This is a genomic window from Microbulbifer jejuensis, from assembly GCF_047289955.1.
Lineage (GTDB): Bacteria > Pseudomonadota > Gammaproteobacteria > Pseudomonadales > Cellvibrionaceae > Microbulbifer.
The window spans coordinates 63733-83558 of sequence record NZ_JBLBUB010000001.1 but is presented as its reverse complement, the minus strand read 5'-3'; the positions used below and the strand labels follow the sequence as shown (position 1 = coordinate 83558).

The 19826-nt window shown below is 53.6% G+C and carries 16 protein-coding genes and 1 other RNA gene; 8 read left to right on the top strand and 9 right to left on the bottom strand.

Going from position 1 to position 19826, the window contains the following annotated elements; genetic code table 11:
* Positions 1-267: 267 nt before the first annotated feature.
* The gene (locus ACL7TT_RS00410) at positions 268-1038 is read left to right on the top strand and encodes a hypothetical protein (RefSeq protein ID WP_413392229.1); all 771 of its coding nucleotides are present in this window, start codon (positions 268-270) and stop codon (positions 1036-1038) included.
* Between the two features lie 328 nt (positions 1039-1366).
* On the opposite strand, the gene ACL7TT_RS00405 is transcribed toward ACL7TT_RS00410, so the two are convergent.
* On the bottom strand, positions 1367-3847 hold the full coding sequence (locus ACL7TT_RS00405; RefSeq protein ID WP_413392228.1) for a protein kinase domain-containing protein: 2481 nt from the start codon (positions 3845-3847) through the stop codon (positions 1367-1369).
* 513 nt (positions 3848-4360) lie between these two features.
* Positions 4361-5902 carry a sigma 54-interacting transcriptional regulator gene (locus tag ACL7TT_RS00400; RefSeq protein WP_413392227.1) on the bottom strand — a complete coding sequence of 514 codons (1542 nt, stop codon included), beginning with the start codon at positions 5900-5902 and terminating at the stop codon, positions 4361-4363.
* 1083 nt (positions 5903-6985) lie between these two features.
* On the opposite strand from ACL7TT_RS00400, the gene ACL7TT_RS00395 reads away from it, so the two are divergent.
* Entirely contained in the window at positions 6986-7723 is a 738-nt protein-coding gene (locus ACL7TT_RS00395) for a TIGR04219 family outer membrane beta-barrel protein (protein WP_413392225.1), read from the top strand.
* Between the two features lie 137 nt (positions 7724-7860).
* Here ACL7TT_RS00395 and ACL7TT_RS00390 read toward each other — a convergent pair whose 3' ends face one another.
* From ACL7TT_RS00390 to rsmI, 3 genes are all read right to left on the bottom strand, one after another.
* Positions 7861-8166, bottom strand: a complete 306-nt coding sequence (locus ACL7TT_RS00390; protein ID WP_299941618.1) for a BolA family protein — start codon at positions 8164-8166, stop codon at positions 7861-7863.
* A gap of 346 nt (positions 8167-8512) precedes the next feature.
* Positions 8513-8866, bottom strand: an RNA gene (gene rnpB / locus ACL7TT_RS00385) — RNase P RNA component class A.
* Positions 8867-8938: 72 nt separating this feature from the next.
* On the bottom strand, positions 8939-9781 hold the full coding sequence (gene rsmI / locus ACL7TT_RS00380; protein ID WP_413392223.1) for a 16S rRNA (cytidine(1402)-2'-O)-methyltransferase: 843 nt from the start codon (positions 9779-9781) through the stop codon (positions 8939-8941).
* Positions 9782-9820: 39 nt separating this feature from the next.
* Here rsmI and ACL7TT_RS00375 point away from each other — a divergent pair, with 39 nt between their 5' ends.
* Genes ACL7TT_RS00375 through ACL7TT_RS00360 form a run of 4 tightly spaced genes read left to right on the top strand, consistent with a single transcriptional unit; the run spans position 9821 to position 13324 of the window.
* Positions 9821-11698: a penicillin-binding protein activator gene (locus tag ACL7TT_RS00375; RefSeq protein WP_413392221.1), complete on the top strand. Its 1878-nt coding sequence runs from the start codon at positions 9821-9823 to the stop codon at positions 11696-11698.
* 50 nt (positions 11699-11748) lie between these two features.
* Complete coding sequence (locus ACL7TT_RS00370) at positions 11749-12069, top strand: YraN family protein (protein WP_413392219.1); 321 nt, start codon at positions 11749-11751, stop codon at positions 12067-12069.
* A complete protein-coding gene (locus ACL7TT_RS00365; protein WP_366523375.1) occupies positions 12053-12724 on the top strand; it encodes an SIS domain-containing protein in 672 nt (223 codons plus the stop codon). Before ACL7TT_RS00370 ends, ACL7TT_RS00365 begins: the two co-directional genes overlap by 17 nt.
* 3 nt (positions 12725-12727) lie before the next feature.
* Positions 12728-13324, top strand: coding sequence for a BON domain-containing protein (locus ACL7TT_RS00360; protein ID WP_299941609.1), 597 nt, complete (start codon positions 12728-12730; stop codon positions 13322-13324).
* 105 nt (positions 13325-13429) lie between these two features.
* Here the strand turns inward: ACL7TT_RS00360 and ACL7TT_RS00355 are convergent, their stop codons facing one another.
* The gene (locus tag ACL7TT_RS00355) at positions 13430-14620 is read right to left on the bottom strand and encodes an acetyl-CoA C-acyltransferase (protein WP_413392216.1); all 1191 of its coding nucleotides are present in this window, start codon (positions 14618-14620) and stop codon (positions 13430-13432) included.
* A gap of 184 nt (positions 14621-14804) precedes the next feature.
* Between ACL7TT_RS00355 and ACL7TT_RS00350 the strand changes: the two genes are divergently transcribed.
* Together ACL7TT_RS00350 and ACL7TT_RS00345 are read left to right on the top strand one after the other, a co-directional pair.
* Positions 14805-15401, top strand: coding sequence for a LemA family protein (locus ACL7TT_RS00350; protein ID WP_413392214.1), 597 nt, complete (start codon positions 14805-14807; stop codon positions 15399-15401).
* Between the two features lie 3 nt (positions 15402-15404).
* Positions 15405-17336, top strand: coding sequence for a M48 family metallopeptidase (locus tag ACL7TT_RS00345; protein ID WP_413392213.1), 1932 nt, complete (start codon positions 15405-15407; stop codon positions 17334-17336).
* A 22-nt stretch (positions 17337-17358) separates the two neighbouring features.
* Here ACL7TT_RS00345 and ACL7TT_RS00340 read toward each other — a convergent pair whose 3' ends face one another.
* From ACL7TT_RS00340 to ACL7TT_RS00330, 3 genes are all read right to left on the bottom strand, one after another.
* Positions 17359-17982, bottom strand: a complete 624-nt coding sequence (locus ACL7TT_RS00340) for a Yip1 family protein (RefSeq protein ID WP_413392212.1) — start codon at positions 17980-17982, stop codon at positions 17359-17361.
* 112 nt (positions 17983-18094) lie between these two features.
* On the bottom strand, positions 18095-19276 hold the full coding sequence (locus ACL7TT_RS00335; protein ID WP_413392210.1) for a GGDEF domain-containing protein: 1182 nt from the start codon (positions 19274-19276) through the stop codon (positions 18095-18097).
* 139 nt (positions 19277-19415) lie between these two features.
* Positions 19416-19811 (bottom strand): ClpXP protease specificity-enhancing factor, encoded by a 396-nt coding sequence (locus ACL7TT_RS00330; RefSeq protein ID WP_413392585.1) that lies wholly within the window; start codon positions 19809-19811, stop codon positions 19416-19418.
* Positions 19812-19826 lie beyond the last annotated feature (15 nt).

Genomic DNA, 19826 nt, shown 5'->3' with positions numbered 1-19826 from the left:
TCGCCCTGAGGACGCGTGCTGCACGCCGTATGGCAGTAGTATTGGAGTCAAAACTTATGCCAACTTTAAAAATCAATAAAAACAATAAGTTAACTACTTATCAAGTGATTAGACCCAGTGTCGGCAGTGTCAGTGCCGACACTGCCGACACTTCCAACACAAAGCCTTGTAGCAATATGGCCAGTGGGTATAATCCTTGAACCAGGCAGAATGACTGGAAACAATAAACACGCCAAACCAAATGGCGATTGTCAAAAAGGAGGACAAATGTCTACTATCAAAACGCTCGATACTGCCGCACCGGATTATATTGTCGATGTGAATTTCGATTCTAAGACACTCGAATTAAATATGTCTGTGCAAGCGCTCTCGATCCTCACTGGTAGTAATCTGTTGCTGCGCTTTCAAAACCTGCCTTCAGGCTGGTCTCCCATGGTGGAGTTCAGCAACAATGACGGTCACACCATCATTGCCAATGGCCCCTTCGAACAGGTTGTGGTGGGGCGCAATCAGGTTCTGGCTGTCAATGCGCAATCCGATACCTCGCAATTCCATTTCCGCACACTGATCCAGCGAGGATTTGGCGTGCACAGCGATCATAATGCCGCCGTCATTTTTTCCCAGTGGCTTCCTTTTTCACTGAAGAGGAAATCCGAACAAGAACGCCTGATCCAAGTACAGGTGCTTCCAGATGGAGAGAATCTCAAGGTCGAACCGTTGCAAATTACAATTGAGGGCGGCATGCGAGTTATCTGGGATTTCAGTGAAGTCGCTAAAGAGTACCACCAACCATTGGTGGTCTACGGGCAGCCATTACTGGAACAACCACCTATCGACCCTCAAGAATTCTTTGGTCCCCACGAAAGTTTTGTCTATCGCGGCAACACCCAGGTCGAAGGTAATGGCAACAATGGAACCAAAGGAATCTACCGCTACGGAGTCTATCTGATCGATATTCGTAATCGAACTATCAGCGTGAGATCAAGTGGTGATCCTCAGACCGATAATGAAGGTGAGGCAACAAGCGCCAACTTCTAATCAAGTATTGCCAGACAACGTCCATAGAGAGGTGTCGAGAGATAGCCATTGCGAGGTATTTCTTCCTGGCTGGCTGCAAGCCAGAACGGGCTTTTTGAAATTCTAACAACATCATACAGTCGTACCAGCTCCTCAAGGAGGATAGTTAAATCAGTTATGGACAACTGGCTTCTTTGGATTATCAATCACTCGAGCATCTAGTTTATCACAGATGAATCTTTGGATAACTGCGTTGAAAATAGAAACGCTTGCCTTACATGCTTGGATAGCTATTTAAATACCTACTGACTAGCCCGAACCTCTCTGACCTGACGACCTGGGTATAGTTTTAAACATCAAACCCAGAAGATAAAATATTTTTTTCGGATACAAGATCGGCCACTGGCGTATTTGCAAATACCGGCAAACCAAACCAACGTCGATCCATACCTTTCTTCAAGGCTTTACGAGCACAGACTAAAGCCGATTTTTTTTCATCGGACAAGATGTAAACCACTGCGGCTTGATAGGCGATCTCGGCATCACTCGGTGACTCGGCAAGCGCTTTCAGAGTGATTGCTACCGCCCTTTCGTAACGACCCAGATGTGCGAGGCACTGGGCCTGTATCATTTTATTGCTAGCATTTGCTTCCTCCATCGCATGGTAGTCCCTGAGGATACTCTCACACAAAGCCTCGGCTTCCTTTCGATTACCCAATGCCAATTCGACATCCACAAGATTTATCTTGACGACACGACTTCCTGGCTGTAACTCCAGAGCATGGACAAATTTTTGACGCGCCTCATGGTATTTTTTCTGCAACATAAGAGCCAGACCAATATTAACCAGATAGCTTCTATGTTGTTTGTGTTGTAACAATTCATCGTAAATGGCTATAGCGCGATTGATATCTCCATAGAGAAGCTCCAGCAGACCTGAATTACCCAAAGCCATAGTATTTCCTGGAGACAAATGCAAGATCTTGGTAAGGTACGTCCTCGCGGAATTAACATCGCCAACACGTATTGCCAACGCCGCCGCCCTATGCAGCTCGCCAATAGGCAGGGCTATATGTTCAGATGCCTGCACGATCAAATCATTTGCAATATCAATTTTCCCCTTTAACTCAGCCAGCCTGGATTTTAAAAACGGTATTTCCGGGTCCCCAGGGGAAAGCTTTGACAATTCTTCCACTACCTTCTCAGCACCACCTATATCCCTTCTCCCAATAGCCAATTTAGCTTTTCTTTGCAATAGAATAATTGAATTGGGGTGATAAGCATACAAATCATCCAATAAATTATCAGCATCTACCAGATAGCTAGAAATTCCACTATCCGTATATAAATCATAAGCCAAGTCCACAGCCAGAAGTTCCGCTGCCGGAAAGGCTTTTGACTGCTTGATCAAAGACATTAGCTCTTCGAATATCGCCTCTCTATCTCCAACACCTTGATGCAAGCTGAAATGAATATTTGCGAATTTTTGGTAAGTTGCAAAAGATAAATAGGTGAAATTTTTTGACCCCTTTGCCTCTACATCATTGTAAAGCGCCAGAACTTGAGAAAGTACCGCTTGGCCACTTTTTTGTGCAGAGGTGTAGGGAAAGGAAAAATATACTTGCCTTAGCAAAGCGCCATCTTTGGTGCGTATCCTCTGTAAATGCACATGCTTAAGTGGATTATTGAACTGATAGCGAATTAAGATCCACTCGTCAGACCCAGCAAATTTTGCCAACTCAGCTAGACTCTCACTTTCCAGAGAAGGCCCATAGTTGACTAGAGGTTGAACAGACCCTAATGAGTGTAACCCGTTGACTATACTGCTCCATATCACCCCATTCAGAGGTGCACCTCCATCACCGTGATAATTTTCAGGCTGAGCCAAAAAAACTCTTACTTGGCGCTCGGCATCAGCTGCATGAAAAAACCAATAAAATGCCAATACAATAGAAAAAACAAACACTAACGGCAAACCTATCCACACCCATTTTCGCCAATATACCCTATGTATTACTTCCTCTCGGACCTGGGGCGAAGCAATAGAAAACTTCTTCAATACCACAATAGCCTCAGCCAGGGAGGAAAGGCGCCGATCAAGATTCTTTTCCAGCATGTTCAGAACCAAACTGGCCAGCGCTTCCGGAACATTTTGTCTTAGAGCATCTATTCCCTGAGGCACATTGTTGATCAGATTGTTTAGAATCACCGTCGGGTTATTGCCATCAAAAGGGCGCTGCCCGGTCATCATTTCAAATAATATGCAGCCGAGAGAAAAAATATCATTGCGGTAATCAATTGGTTGTCCCAGTGCCAGCTCTGGCGACATATAAGGAATAGTACCAGTAAGTCGCTGAAGATGCTTCCCGCTGTGGGAAACCGTGCGTAATTCCTCTGTCAAGCGCCAGCGTGACAAGCCAAAATCCAATATTCTGGCACGCCCATTGTAATCAAGCATAATGTTGGAAGGCTTGAGATCTGCGTGCACCACTCCCGACCGGTGGGCATAGTGAAGCGCCTCGGAAACTTGCAAGGCAAGATTTACGATTTGATTTAAATTGATACCGCCATCTGTAATAAGAGTTGAAAGAGGGTCTCCACAGATGTATTCCATGGCAATACAGGGTCCTTCGCGGAAAAACCCATAGATGGCAACGATGCCTGGATGCTTCAGGGATGAAGCAATTTTTGCTTCCCGAATCAATTCTTCTACAAGTTCATCTGTGCAAGATGAAGGCGAATTGATATACTTCAGTGCGACATCGCGATCAAGTACCGAATCGCGAGCACGATAGACAACCCCCATCCCCCCACAACCGACTTTTTCCACGATTCGGTAACCAGCAATACTCTTAGGGCCCAATACTTTCCTCCGATTATTTTCTTAATTACTATTTACATATCACCGCCTGGAGATTGATGGCAACTCCATCACAACTCCCCGGCAACCATTCTCCACACGATCTCAGAAAAAATCTCGCTTGACGTGGAAAAAGAAATTGTCCGCAGGACACCATGTAAAATACCTGTCGCTTTCGGCCCTCATCTATTTCACGTATTTTCCGTATAGAAACTCCTGGATCTTATTTACTGAATAAAACTTAATCCCCTTCAAGTTTTTGAAGTGATCACACATAAAGTGTATGGGAGGGGAGACTAAACAGATTCACCAAGAACTTTAATGCAACATTAGGATTCTTCTCATCACTGATCAGCAACACTTTTTATATTTTTTTGGATGGTCAGTGGCTGACATCATCTCGACTTTATATAATTTTAAAATAGCTTCGTATTATTGTGACAGCATTGAATCAGGCAGGCGCACCAAGCCAGGTTCGTCCTGTCACCTTTTTAGAGCCAGGGCGTTCAGGCGTCTTTTCAACCCCTCCCGTGGAGTTTTCAATTGTTCAGCCCAAGCATCCAGATCCGAACCCTCCTGCATAACCTGCTGAATTTCTTCCTTGGCTATTGCATCTGCGGATCTAATTTCTGTACTGTGTTTGAGTAGTGCATACATGGAGGTACGCGAAATGCCCAAAGTACGGGCGGCAGGCATGATCCGCCAGCCACTGGTGTTGAGCGCTTGCAAAAGATCGGACTCCGATACCGTAGCAGGGTCACGGTAGCGGACGGGATAGCGAGTAGCTGTAATGGCGGGCTTGATTTCAGTCGTAAACTCCTGCTGCAAATATTCTGCCAGGTCCTCTCCCAAGAGAAGAGTTCCATCTGGCTGTACATATAAAGTCAATCGGGTGACGAAGTTTTTTAACTCACGCACATTACCGGGCCAGGATCGGGTTGCGAGAATGCAAACGAGATCCGCAGGGAGGTGAATAACCTGGCCCAATTCACATTCGGCCTCAACAAGAAATTTGAGCAACAATTCTCCGAAGTCTTCGCGCCGCCGACGCAGAGGTGGGAGTTGGATACACACTGCCTCCAGGCGCCGCCGCAAAGGCTGACTGAAGGGGGGCGTAGTACCTGCTTCAAGAGGTCGGTCAGTGGCAGCGATAAAGCGCACGTCGACATTGCGTTCACGGCTGTCACCCAAAGCCCGCAGTGTACCACTCTCTAAAACCCGCAACAGCATTGCCTGTACGGGTGGCTGGGCATCACCAATTTCGTCCATAAATAATGTTGAGCCATGCGCCTCACCAATCAGGCCCGGTCGATTCGCACGAGCACCGGTGTAGGCGCCCTGACGCACACCGAAAAGCTCTGCCACTGCCAGTTCACCACCCAGCGTAGCCATATTCACACAGACCATCGATCGCCCGCCCCGGCTGCTCAGATCATGAATTGCGTGTGCTACCAGTTCCTTACCGGTTCCACTTTCACCACGAATAAGCACGCTGGCGTTGAATTGCGCCGCTTTGCGAATTTGCTTTCCTATCCGCTGCAACTGGTGACCACTTCCGACCAGTCCGAGCTTGTGGGATTCTGCACATCGGGGTGGGGCCCAATGGAGACAGAGGGTGATCCGACGACCCAAGCAGAAAACAACGCCTTCTTCCAGCGCTTCCTCTTCCAGGGTAATGGGATTCTCAATATGCATTGCACCGATTTGTACGGGCATGCCGGTCCTGGGAGGATGAATCACGATTCCCTGCGAGACTTTTCTGAATAATACGGGGCTGCGAGAAATACGGCGATCATCCAGGGGATACTCGCAGTTATCACCATATTGGAACTGGGGAGTCCAGCGGGATAATTCAAATTCGCCGGCCTGATCCCACAGCAGGTGGGCACTGGCTCCAATACGATGACGCTTTGGATGCCAGATAATGGTGAGAGTAGCTAGCCGTAACGCATCTTCAAACTGGAAGTGATTGGAGGCATTCAGGGTATCCTCCAATAGATCACTTTTTCCCTCCTCTAACGACATTTTCCTAGGCTCTTTGGGAGAATAATTGGCGGGGGATTATGATGGAATTACCATAGCCTTCCAAGCAACATCACACCAAAACACATCTGGTGGTATAAAAGTGGTTGTGTAGGGGTATTCAATCTGAAGAATATACTAACAAGGCGGAAGGGAAGAATACCCTTATCTCGGGACCGTATGAGGCATGGGCGCCGATTACGAGCGTACAGGGAGGTATTCACAGCGTGCCCCGAGAGGAGGGTATTCTTTGCTTCCGGCCCGGTAGTAACTGATTAATATACCACGGATAGAATTCTGGCTGTGGGGCTCAGTGTTGTCTATCGTACTTACAACAGAATATTTGATTAGAAAGTGGTACTTTAGTACATCGAGTTATACCCCTTTACTGGAGTGCACTACCCGAGCAGTTGATCTGCGATGCACCCTGCTTTCTAATCTTCGGACAGGATACCTGCTTTGCTCGGGTTCGCCAGAATACTGGATTTTGGCTTCTCACGTTGACACTTAACGAAATAATACACAATTTATCCTTTGCATAGCGAAAAGAACCCAGGCAGCACCCTGGCATGACCCCTATATCTGCCAAAGGAAATTGATTATTGCAGTCTTATGGTGTCACCCACCAGAGATCTCTCGATCAAGCTTTAGGCCGCTGCCCGGTGCACTCTTACATTTATTTTGATATCAGAGTATACGCACACTGATCACAGAATTTTAGAATTGCATTCTTTTGCAGTCTGGCACTTCAATTTGAAAAACATAATAGGATCGACATCGATTGGATAGGATCAATCCACCTACCAGGTACCGCGTGTCACAGTTCAGGACTCTTCACAGCACCAATAGTGACACCGTAATTCTGAACATTGGAATGTATTTAGCCAATACTTAGCGAGACTATTCCGCAACTGCCAGGATCTGGAGGTGGGTAAACCCCGAGGAGCCTGTCAACAGCAGTACAATCAACCCAACACATTTCCTTTGCTGATCCATGTGAGCAGAAATGCAAAAATTTGCAGTCTATAATGGCAATAAAGCGGCTTATCTGTACACTCCTCGGCGAATTCATCTCAGAGAAAATCCATGAACAAATCCGCCATTACCCTGTGTGCCCTCCTCGCCTGCAACGCCACCAGCGCAGATACGATTCTCGGCATTGACGCCACCGCCGGCGTTTGGCTACCGGGGTATACCGGTGATATCGGTAGCGATCACTATGATCTGGACAACCTCTCCCTCAGTGAGGACAACATCACCACCTTTCAGGCGGCCCTGGAGCACCCGATCCCGCTGGTACCCAATGTGCTGCTCGCCCACAGTAAAATTGACACCGATGGCGCCGCCCACCTGGAAAGCGCTGTGACTTTTAACGACGAAGCCTTCGAAGTGGGCTCCGAGGTCAACACCGACCTGAACCTCAGCCACACCGATGCCACCTTTTACTACGAAGTGCTGGACAACTGGGTCAACCTGGACCTGGGCCTGACTGCGCGCAAGTACAATGGTGAATTTACTGCTGTCAGCGAAACCCAGTCAGAAACCGTCGATCTTACCGGCTATCTGCCTATGGCCTATGCCATGGCGCGCTTCGATCTGCCATTTACCGGCTGGTCTTTGATTGCCCAGGGCAACGGCACTACCTTTCGCGGCGACACCCATACCGACCTGACCGCCAAGGTGCGCTGGAATTTTGTACCGGTATTGGACCTGGCTTTTGAAGCCGGCTACCGGGTAATGAGCCTGGACCTGAAAGAGCTGGACGATCTGCAGAGCGATATAGAAATCAAAGGCCCCTATATCGGCCTCAACCTGCATCTATAGCCAGATCCGGTTCACGCGGTTGAATCTTCCGTCTCTCGGCCTGTCGAAAAAGCGCCAAGCGCGGCTAACAGCCGCGCTTAAATATTGACACAACCGTGTGTGGCATTGCCTGTAGGGTACGGGCGTGCATCTGCCCTTTATTTTTTTCCACCCCCCCGGCATTCGGGGCTTTCAGGGGCTTCACCTTCCCATTCATCCGGCGCATAGACATGCAGGGCGAGTGCGTGGATAGGGCCAGCCATTTCCTCGCCAAGGACAGAATAAACTTTCTGGTGACGCTGCACTTTTCCCAGTGACTGAAAAACTTCACTGACCAAGACCACCCGAAAGTGCATCTCCGACCCTGCCGGCACGTTGTGCATATGGCTTTCGCACTGGACATCAATGTGCAGTGGGGCAAAGCTCGCCCTGAGTTTGTCTTCGATCTGTTTTGCAAGGGTCATAGAGGCTCTCAACCGGTTTCTCTATAGTGACAAGGTGCGTCTGGCTGTTAGTCCCAATATTGTATCAGGCAGCACCTATCACCAGGCGCAGGTATAGCCACCCAAAAGAAGGGGGGTTAATTGGCACTCAAACCAGGGGTAGCACAACGATTATTAATCCACATCGGTGATCCGACCTATGCCTTCCCTGTGCGCCACAGTAAGACCCGCGTACTTGAAGGCTACACCAGTGCCGCAGATGGCTATGGCAAAAGCGGGTTTTGTGCGGCAGTGGTTAAAAAACCCACACTCCATCGGGAGTGTAACGCGCAAATACATTCTCTACCGCAGTATGCAAGCGGTGTGAAAAATGAGCTGGCCTGTAAGCCGGGTTCTGTCGAGGGCAATCATTCATCTGGGATGCCTGTCACCAGACACCTCAAGCGACCTACCCGCCCTCAGTGCGGGTCACACCTATAGAGGGCCTATTTGGTCTTGCTCCGAACGGGGTTTACCATGCCGCAGACTGTTACCAGCTGCGCGGTGCGCTCTTACCGCACCCTTTCACCCTTACCTGTGCTCCCGAGGGAGCCATCGGCGGTCTACTCTCTGCTGCACTTTCCGTAGGCTCGCGCCCCCCAGGCGTTACCTGGCGTTCCACCCTATGGAGCCCGGACTTTCCTCCACCGCACAAGGCGATAGCGATTGCCCGGCCAGCTCGCCGTGAAGAGTAATGAGACGACTGGCAGATTGCAACAGGCTTATCCCGCCAGGGGAACATCCATTGACCCCCTTATTTTTGCAACAGGCTCCAGTTGTACAGTACCTTTTTAGGCACCCCGGTGATTTCCGCAGTCACAGCGGCGGCTTTTTTCGGTGGCAATTCAGCCAGCAAGAGGGACATAACCCGTTGCGATTCGCCGTCAAGCACACTCTCACGCCGGCGCTCAGTACCGCGCACCAGTAACACTATCTCACCGCGCTGCTGATTGCTGTCCGCACGCACCCAGCCAGCCAACTCGCGCAGCGGCATCAGTTGGAAGGTCTCAAAGGCTTTGCTCACCTCGCGGGCAATCACCGCTTCGCGCTCTCCCCCAAAAACCGCAACCATGGCGTCGAGGGTATCCGCCACCCGGTGGGGCGCCTCGTAGAAAACCAGGGTGCGGGTATCCCCGGCCAGCGCCCGCAGCGCGCGTTCCCGCGCGCCGCCCTTGGCCGGTAAGAAGCCCTCGAAACTGAAGCGATTACTGGGCAGGCCAGCGGCACTCAACGCAGCAATGAAAGCGCAGGCACCGGGAATTGGCACCACGCGAATGCCCCGCTCGCGGGCTGTACGCACTAGGCGATAGCCCGGATCGGAAATCAGCGGGGTGCCCGCATCCGAGATCAGTGCCACCGTCTGCCCCTGCTCCAAGCGCTGTAAAATCTGTCCGGTGCGCTTGGCATCGGTGTGGTCATGGTATGCCATCAATGGCGAATCGATATCGAAATGGGAAAAGAGTCTCTGACTGTGACGTGTGTCCTCCGCAGCAACCAGATCGGCACATTGTAGAACTTCGACAGCTCGCGGTACCATATCGGCCAAATTGCCAATGGGCGTAGCGACAATATAAAGCAGCCCCAGATCAGGCCCCATAGCTGTTTACTCCAAATATCATTATTGCGGGAGAAGATTATGTCCGCCTCTTCCAGGCGCACCTCTACTGTGATCGCCAGTATGGCAGCTGTCGCACTGGTGCTGACGGCCTGCCAAACTCCGGCTCCACGACCAGGGGTATACAAGCCTTCCTACCCCCCGAGCCAATCAACCAGCCGCAATGATGCCGTGCATCTGTTGCGCAGTGCGGAGGCTTTGCCCACTCCGGCAAGGGACCAACAACGCCTGCAGGCGGCCGCCATTCTATACGAGTTGGGGGATAAAGAGACGGCCAGGGAGGCGGTGACCCGCATTGTTCCCACACAGTTGGACGACACGCTGTATGCCAGCTACGCACAGCTTTACGGCAATCTGCTCGCCGGCGGTGACGACTTTTTTGAGGCCCTCACACTGGCAACCTCGCCGCGCCTGGACACAGTCTGGGCCAGGTTGCCGCAAGCAACGGCACTGCCCCTGCGCAGCTTGCGCGCAGACTTATGGGGTCTACTGGGCAACCTGGACAACGCCATCACAGAGCGCCGGGAAATTTCTTTTCTGGCGCAAACCGACGAGGCAATCCTGCAGAATAACAACGGCTTTTGGCAGCTGCTGACTCAACTGCCCTCCAGCGAGCTGCAGGCGCGCGCCGCTGCTAGCAGCGATACCCAGATGCGTGGCTGGTACCAGTTGGCTCTGTTGGGCCGCGATACCCAGACCGACATCAGCTCGCAGCTGGTTGCCTTCAAGCGTTGGCGCGAACGCTGGCCGACACACAGCGCTAATATCCATCCCCCTGAAGCCCTGAAGCTGCTGGAGCGGCTGGCAGCCCAGCGGGTGGACAACATTGCCCTGCTGCTTCCACTCTCAGGCCCCCTCGGCAGCGCCGGGCGCGCAATCCGAGATGGCTTTATGGCGGCACACTACACCGCTCTGAATGCCGGCGCCGCCACCCCCAGTGTAATGGTGTACGACACCGGAGCCGAGCAGCCTTTCGAAGATATCTATCAGAACGCCGTGGACGCCGGGGCCAAAGCGATTATCGGCCCCCTGGACAAAAACAAGGTAACCAACCTGCTGGCCACGGAAAAACTACCGGTACCTACCCTGGCCCTGAATTATGGCGACCAGGGGCGCCTTAGCGAAGACCTGGTACAGTTCGGCCTGGCTGTGGAAGACGAGGCCCGCCAAATCGCCCGGCACACCTACCGCCAGGGCCACCGCCAGGCGATGGTACTCGCGGTAAACAGCAGCTGGGGACAGCGCGGTGCGGAGGCCTTTCAGGAAGAGTGGCAGCACCTCGGTGGTACTGTCGCAATAAGCAAAACTTTCTCTCCCAACAGCAAATTTTCCAACCTGATCAGTGATGCCCTGTTAATCCCCGCCAGCGAAGCGCGCAAGAAAGCACTGCAAGGCCGCTTGTCTGCGCCGCTGGCGTTCACCCCGCGCCGCCGCGACGACGTGGACATGGTGTTTTTGGCGGCGCAACCCCAACAGGCGCGCCAGATCAACCCCATGCTGACTTACTATTACGCTGGGGACCTGCCGGTATATGCCACCTCCCAGGTGTTCGCAGGCAGCATCCCCCCCGACCGCGACATCAACGGCATTCGCTTTACCGCCCTGCCCTGGCTGTTTGAAAGCAACCAGACCAAACGGGATATCGAACAGCAGGCTGCTCCGGCACCGGCCTTTGCCCGCCTCTACGCCCTTGGCGCCGACGCTTTCCGCCTCTACCCTCGCATCCCCATGCTGCGCCAGTTCCCCCGGCTCAAGCTGCACGGTCTCACCGGCGCCCTCAGCCTGAGTGCAGATGGCCGCATCCTGCGCGAACAGATCTGGGCCCTGGTTAAAAAGGGGGTGCCGGTACCAATTACCACCGTGGAATCGCCTCCTGCACTGCGGGGAAGTGCCCAATAGGCGAGGACAGGGAAATTTTTAAGCACACCAGCGACACTGTTGGCACAAAGATGGAAGACAAGGCCGCAGACTACTTGCGGCGCGCGGGATTGGCTGTCATCGAACGCAACTACCGCAGCCGTTTCGGAGAGATAGATCTTATCGCCCGGGATAGTGATACTGTAGTGTTTGTGGAAGTGCGTTTCCGCCGCAGTAACCACTTCGGCGGTGCCGGGGCCAGCGTGGACGCGCGCAAGCAGCAGAAGTTGCTTGCCACCGCTTGTGGCTATCTACAAAAACACAACCTGGACTGTCCCTGCCGCTTCGATGTCCTTGCCATAGACAGCGATGCGCAAAACATCCAGTGGATCAAGAATGCCTTTGAAGCCTGAGGCAGCACCGGGATTTATCGTGACAGAGCATGGCGAACAGCGCTTCGCCAGAATTAAGGACACAATGGAACAGCGAGTCGTAACCCTTTTTCACCACAGCCTGGAAGCCACCATGAATGCCGGTGAAATACTGGCACCACTGATTGCGGAAGCCAGCCAGATGGTAGTTCACACGCTGCTGGCTGAGAGCAAAGTGCTGCTCTGTGGCAATGGTGTGAGCGGTGCCCTTGCGCAGAGTTTCAGCTCGCAACTCACCGGAGGCTTCCAGCGCGAACGCCCCGGCCTCCCCGCAATGGCCCTGAACAGCGATGGCGTCTCTATGGGCACCGTGGCGCAAAACCACGGCTCCGCCGACACCTTTGCCCGTCCGGTGCGCGCCCTGGGCCAGTCCGGTGACCTGCTCGTTATTATCAGCAGCCACGGTCGCGAACCCAACCTGGTGCAGGCCATGCGCGCCGCGCGGGACCGCGATATGGGCATACTGGCACTCACTGGTGGTGATGGCGGTGACTGCGCAAGCCTGTTGAATACACACGATATTGAACTGCGCGTGCCTTCTGAGGTCTCGGCTGAGGTACATCAAGTACATCTACTGACGATATTTTGCCTCTCCGACTTAATCGACAGCAGCCTGTTCGGTGGCTATGAGGACTAAACGATGAAAAATAGACAACGACCCCTGGGAAAACGCCTTTTAGCGATGTTTTCTGTACTCTTTCTTCTCGCCGGGTCCGGGTGTAGTACCGTACTGGAGGCCACACATGACGGCCCGATCCAGCAGGACCCCGGCAAGCGCTCACTGGGCACCTATATCGATGACCAGAGAATCGAGACGATCGTCAAGGTGAATATCAATAAGTCACACCCGGACCTGAAAGCCGCCGATATTGGTGTCACCTCTTTCAATGGGGTGGTATTACTCACCGGGCAAATTCCCGATCGGGAACTGCGCCTGCTCGCCGGGCGCACTGCGGAACAAGTACAGAATGTGCGCCAGGTGTACAATGAAACCCAGATTCGCGGCAAAGTCAGCCTGCTCGCCACCACCAACGACGCCTGGTTAACCACCAAGGTGAAAACCAACCTGCTCTCCAACAAGGAAATCGACAGCGGGCGCATCAAGGTGGTTACAGAAAATGGGGTGGTTTACCTGATGGGGCTGCTGACCCAGACAGAAGCTGAGCGCGCAGCGGATGTGACCCGTTCAATCGGTGGGGTGCAAAAGGTTGTGAAAGCGGTGGAGTACATCAACTAAATCCCAATCGGTGCAGGCAGGAAAAATTCACCAGGCATTGACGTCGGATAAAAACGGAAGCCCAAGCTTCCGTTTTTATTGGCAGGGTAGCATCAGCGGTTCAAATTATACCCGCTCAAGGGCCACTGCGGTGGCCTCGCCGCCGCCAATGCACAGGCAGGCAATGCCCTTCTTGGCATCGCGCTTTTCCATTGCTGCCAAAAGGGTGATCAGGATACGGGCACCGCTGGCACCCAGCGGATGACCCAGGGCGCAGGCACCGCCATTCACGTTGACTTTTTCCCAGGGCAGGTCCAATTCCCGCATGGCCGCCATGGTCACCACCGCAAAAGCCTCATTGATTTCAAACAGGTCGACATCGGCTGCTGACCAGCCCGTGTTTTCCAGCAGCCTGTGCAGAGCGCCCACAGGGGCGGTGGTAAACCACTCCGGTTCACGGGCAAACTGGGCTTGGCCTTTCAAAACCGCCAGTACCTTGAGGCCGCGCCTGTCCGCTTCGCTCCTGCGCATCAGCACCAGGGCCGCAGCGCCATCGGAGATAGAGCTGGCGTTGGCCGCTGTGACCGTGCCATCTTTGCGGAAAGCCGGCTTCAACTGGGGAATCTTGTCGGGACGGGCACTGCCCGGGGCCTCATCCACGCACACTTCCACCTCTGTGCGGCGGGAAGTAATCGTCACAGGGGCAATTTCACGGGTGAAGTCACCCTTCTCAATTGCCGCCTGGGCGCGCGCCAGGGATTCCATGGCAAAGGCATCCTGCTCTTCACGGGTAAAACCGTACTTGTCGGCGGTATTCTCGGCGAAGGTGCCCATCAGCTTGCCGTCCTCGGCATTTTCCAAGCCGTCGAGGAACATGGAGTCCTTCACTTCGCCGTGCCCGAGGCGCATACCGGCGCGGGCCTTTGACAGCAGATAGGGCGCATTGCTCATACTTTCCATACCACCGGCGACAATGACCTTGCCCTCACCCAACAACAGGGCATCGCGCGCCATCATCACGGTCTTCATACCGGAACCACAGACTTTGTTCACAGTGGTACAGGGCGTGCTGTCAGAAATTCCCGCGCCCAGTGATGCCTGGCGCGCCGGCGCCTGCCCGACCCCCGCCGGAAGCACGCACCCCATTAGAACTTCATCCACATCCGTGGGCGCCATGCCAGCATCATCGAGGGCTGCACGAATCGCAACCGCACCCAACTGCGGGGCACTCAGTGCTGACAGGCTGCCCTGCATGGTGCCCATCGGCGTGCGTGCTATTCCGGCGATCACTACGGGGTCTGAAGTTACGTCATTCATTCTGTCTGCTCCACATTCTGTGCCGACACCCCTGTTGTGGCGGCACGGGTTGCTAATGTCGCGGCATTATAGCCGAAGCAGTAGCCTGCTTCGCCAGAAAGGGGGAGAACACATCCCACTACCCGGAGTGGAGGGCATGCTATTATCGGCGCCACACAGAAAAGAAAAATGGCGAAAGAGGCTCATGGAGATAACAAGCATCGTCGCGCTGATCATCGCTGCCGCCCTGTTGTTTTATATCGTTGGTATATACAACAGGCTGGTTTCCCTCAAAAACCGCAATGAGAACGCCTTTGCCCAGATCGAGGTACAACTGAAACGGCGCCACGATCTGATCCCCAATCTTGTGGAAACCGCCAGGGGTTATCTGAAACATGAACGGGAAACACTCGAAGCCGTAACCCGCGCACGCAACATCGCAATCAACGACCTCAAAGCGGCTGCATCCAACCCAGCGAGCGCCAGCGCCATCGACAATCTGGGCCGAGCCGAGAGTGCCCTGACCGGGGCCCTGGGGCGTTTCAACGCGGTAATGGAGGCTTACCCCGATCTGAAAGCCGACCAGAATATGATGGCGCTTAACGAGGAACTGAGCAGCACCGAAAACAAGGTTGCCTTTGCCCGCCAGGCTTTCAACGATTGCGTAACCAGTTACAACATCTACAAGCAGCGCTTCCCCCCGGTTCTGCTGGCGGGATTCTTTGGACATCGCGCCGATGGCCGCCTGCTGGAGTTTGCCGACAGTGAAACCATTCAGGCAGCGCCCCGCATTGAATTTTAAGCAATGAATTTCTTTGAATACCAGGACCGCGCCAGGCGCAACAGCGTTCTGCTGGTCGGATTATTCACCCTGGCAGTCATCCTGCTGGTCGGCCTTACCACGCTCGCCGCCGCCGTCGCGGTATCACTCTCCCGCGGCCAGGTCTTCTCACCGGCAGATATCGAACAGGTGCTGGGATGGCAAACCGTTATTGCCATCGCCCTGGCCATTGTTGCTATTGTGGTCCTAGGCAGCTTGTACAAGCTGCACCAACTCAGCGCCGGCGGCAGTGCGGTGGCGGAATCACTCGGCGGTCGCAAGCTCAATATCGCTCCGCAAAATGCCTGCGAACGGCGCGCCCTGAATGTGGTGGAAGAGATGGCCATTGCCTCGGGCACCCCGGTGCCGGATGTCTACCTGATCGAAGAGGATGCCATCAATGCATTTGCCGCAGGTTACCATCCTACTGACGCGGTGATCGGCCTCACTCGGGGCTGTGTAGAAAAACTTAGCCGAGATGAACTGCAGGGCGTTGTCGCACACGAGTTCAGTCATATACTCAACGGCGATATGCGCCTGAATATCCGTATCGTGGGCCTTTTGAACGGCATTCTGGTCATTGGCCTGCTCGGTTTTTGGCTTGTGCGCGGAATTTACCCCACCAGTAGAGGCAATCGCGGTCGCATCGCCCTGTTTGGACTCGGTGCCACCCTGGTGATCGTGGGTTATAGCGGAACCTTTTTGGGCAATTTGATCAAATCCGCACTCAGTCGCCAGAGGGAATTCCTCGCTGACGCCTCGGCGGTACAATTTACCCGCGACAATTCCGGCATTGCCAGCGCTCTGAAAAAAATCGGTGGCTCCAGCACCGGCTCAACACTGATTAACGGCAAGGCGGCAGAATTCAGCCACCTGTTTTTTGCCAGCAGCCTGAAGCGCTCGCTGTTTAATCTCTTCTCCACCCACCCGTCGCTGGCGGATCGCATCTCGCGCCTCGATCCCGGCTGGAATGGCCTTTACCCCAATTCAAGTGCCGGTAGCGCCGCTTCATCAACACAAACACCCGCACCAAGCCAGGCACAGTTATCCGGCACTGTACAATCTACGTCGTTTCAGGTCGCCCTGGAGGCCGTGGACAACAGTATTGCAAACCCGAGCAAACAGCAGGTGCAGTACGGCCGTCAGCTGCTGCAGTCCATTCCCGCCGGTATCCAGCAGGCGGCCCACGATCCTTTCGCCGCCCGCGCTTTGATCTACCACCTGTTGCTGCACAAGGATACGGTGGAACAGCAGGCTCAGCGCCAGCTGCTGAAAAAAATCGCCCATCCCGCAGTTGTGCGGGAAATGCAAAAACTGGAACCACAACTGCAAGCCCTGCCAAACACGACACGACTGGCGCTACTGGACCTCTGCGTGCCCGCCCTGAGGGCATTGGTTCCCCAGCAATATCAAGTTTTCAAGAGAAATCTGATCAAACTGCTGCACAGTGACGGAAAAATCGAGATTTGGGAATGGGCCCTGTACCGGGTCCTGGTACATGCCCTGGAAGATACCCCCGACCTGCAGCGTCACTCCAGCAAAAAAGGGGCCAGCACGGATGCCGTGCGATTTCTTCTTGCCGCCATTGCCCATTCTGGCAACAATCAGTATTTACCGGCGAAACGCGCCTACGAGCAGGGGCTCAAGGCCCTGGCACTGGAAGTTACGCCACTGCCAAGCAACAAAGACATCAATTTATCCCGACTGGACAAAGCCATCGCCATTGCCGGGCAGATGAAACCATTGGAAAAGCCCGCACTGCTTAAGGCGATGGTGCGCACCCTGAACCACAACGGAGTGATTAAGGCCGAGGAGATCGAACTGCTGCGCGCCGTAGCCGACAGCCTGGACTGTCCAATCCCCCCGCTGTTGTCAACCGACCCGGGAAGCACCTCACCCAGATCAATAAGCCCCTAAAATGGCCAGCCTGGCTTTCCAATCACGGGGTATGGTGCTGGTAGACAGGACCAATACCTATACTCCATAAAATTACCGAAGTGATCAGCACGGTCACCATCATCACCAGGGCCACAGTCAGCACAGCGCAGGCGTAGAGGAAGGCCCGGTCCTTATTCATATTCATCAAAATCGGAATACCGGCAAACACCAGGTAGATAGAGTAGATACCGGCGATGCTCACCGCAGCCATAGTCAACCATGGGTGCGGGTAAAGGACAACAATACTGGCGAGAAAAATCGGCGTGGAGATAAATACCGCCAGTGCCGTCCCCTCATAGTGCCGGGTGGGCTCATCCCCTTCGACACCATAGGATCTGGCCATCCAGTTAATAAATTCTCCCAGACAATAAACCCCAATCAGCAGTGCAAAATAGGTGACCACAGACAATACCGCGGCACTCTCCGGCGTCAGCTTGGCCAGGTGCCCCCCCACCTGGAACCCCATACGGGTAACACCGAAGTAGCCGGCAATAGTGGGTATCAGCGCGAGGAAGGGTACATGCGTGACAAACACTTGAAAGAATGAATGTCGATCTGCTCGAATGGCTTTCCACGCCTTTTCCGGGTTGGTGAGGATTCCGATTGTGTGACTGAGTAATCGCACGCTGAATCTCCCTTCATTGTCTTGTTTTGCAGTATCGGGGGGAGGCGGCAGATTAACCAATGCAAATAATAAATTAAACGCCACTTTTACATCAAACTGATTTATGTCCATTCTATGCATGAACGCACAGGCGATTGCGACCGCAGCGCTTGGCCTTGTACAGGGCCAGATCTGCTGCCTTCAAGACAGCATCTGATTTTTTTAAAGGTTTTTCGCGATGGGCGAGACCGATACTGACCGTAACCTTGATCTGCTGGCCGCTTCGGCTCGGAATCATGCGGTCACGAAGACGGCCAGTGGCCCGTAACCGCATGGGGTAAGCAGCAATTTTCCCACGCAAGTCCCCCAGTGCTTTTTCGGCCGCCGCGCGGTCCCGGCCGGGAATCACTACCGCGAACTCTTCACCGCCAAAGCGGAATACCCGCCCTGTGGTGTAGCGGTTGATGAGGCTCGCCACCATGCGCAGCACCTGGTCTCCCGTCTGGTGACCAAACCGGTCATTGAGCTTTTTAAAATGATCGATATCAATCATCGCCAGACTGTAGTGGCGGCCCGGTGCCAGCATATGGTAGTAAAAGGCACGGCGCGACAACAGCCCGGTCAACGCATCGCGAAAAGCGAATTCATAACCGGCACCCAGTAAAGAGAGGATCAGGAACAGACCCGCCGCTGATACAATAGACACCAGTGGCAACCCGTTCCAAATCCCGTAGCATAGAAGCAGGGTACAGCTGAACAGCCCCGCCACCGTGGGTCCGGGATACAGGGTGAATACGATAAACGCGCCCGCAGATGCCACGACACAGACCAGTAGCGGCAATGCTAGAGAGGCATCCCTGCCCTCAGACACCCAGGCAGGCAGGCTTTCCAACGCAAACTGACGGGAAAGGGGGCCGCAACACTCCTGTAACAAAAGGATACCCGCTCCCTGCGCAACCAGTACTAACAGCCAGGCAAGCGCAATAAAGCTGAGGGCACTGCGGTCGCGGGCACAGGTAATTAACATCAGGTTGAGAGAGGTCAAGGCCAGATACAGTGGCAATCCTTGCGTCTGCTCCGGCAGGAACTCAAGGCTGGCGGCGGTATACAAAAGCAGGAAAAGCCCGGCGGCGAGTGCAACCCGGCTGGAGCGGTATAGGACACTGAGTACCAGTGCAGCCCCCAGCAGAAAAAAAGGCAGCTGCTGATTGTACAGGTGCCCTAGATCCATCCAGGGAAGGTATTGCGCGAGCGGCAATACCAGAAGCAGCCCCGGCAGCCAGAAAAAACGCAGCCACTGCAGATACGACGGCATGACAAGTCAGCGTTGGAAATATAACAGGCCATTATACGCAGCACGCACCGGCGTATTCATGGACTCACCGCACAATAGAAGAACACGAGGTTAAAAATAAAAGGAACGCTTATCCGACACTTTTACCTCCGCGATTATTTTATTTCACTACCCGCAGGGCTGGCTTTTTCATCGATTTTTTCCCCAGGCTGGTGGGCGGTGTAGGCTCAGGTGGCTCGGGAGTTTCCTCTGCTTCAAATACCATCCCCTGCCCATTCTCGCGGGCATAAATACCGACCACCGCACCTACCGGTACTTGTATATCGGTGGGTACGCCGCTGAAACGGGCATTGAAGCGGATGGCATAGTTATCCATAGTCAGGCCAGCAGCGGCGCTCTCAGAAATATTCAGTACAATCTGGCCATCGTCATTGACATGTTGCTGGGGCACCAACACACCGAGCATGTGGGTGTCAACAAGGATATAGGGCGTGCAGCGGTTATCGGTGATCCACTGGTAGAATGCCCGCAGAATATAGGGGCGGTTGGATGTCATAGCCGGCTTACTCAC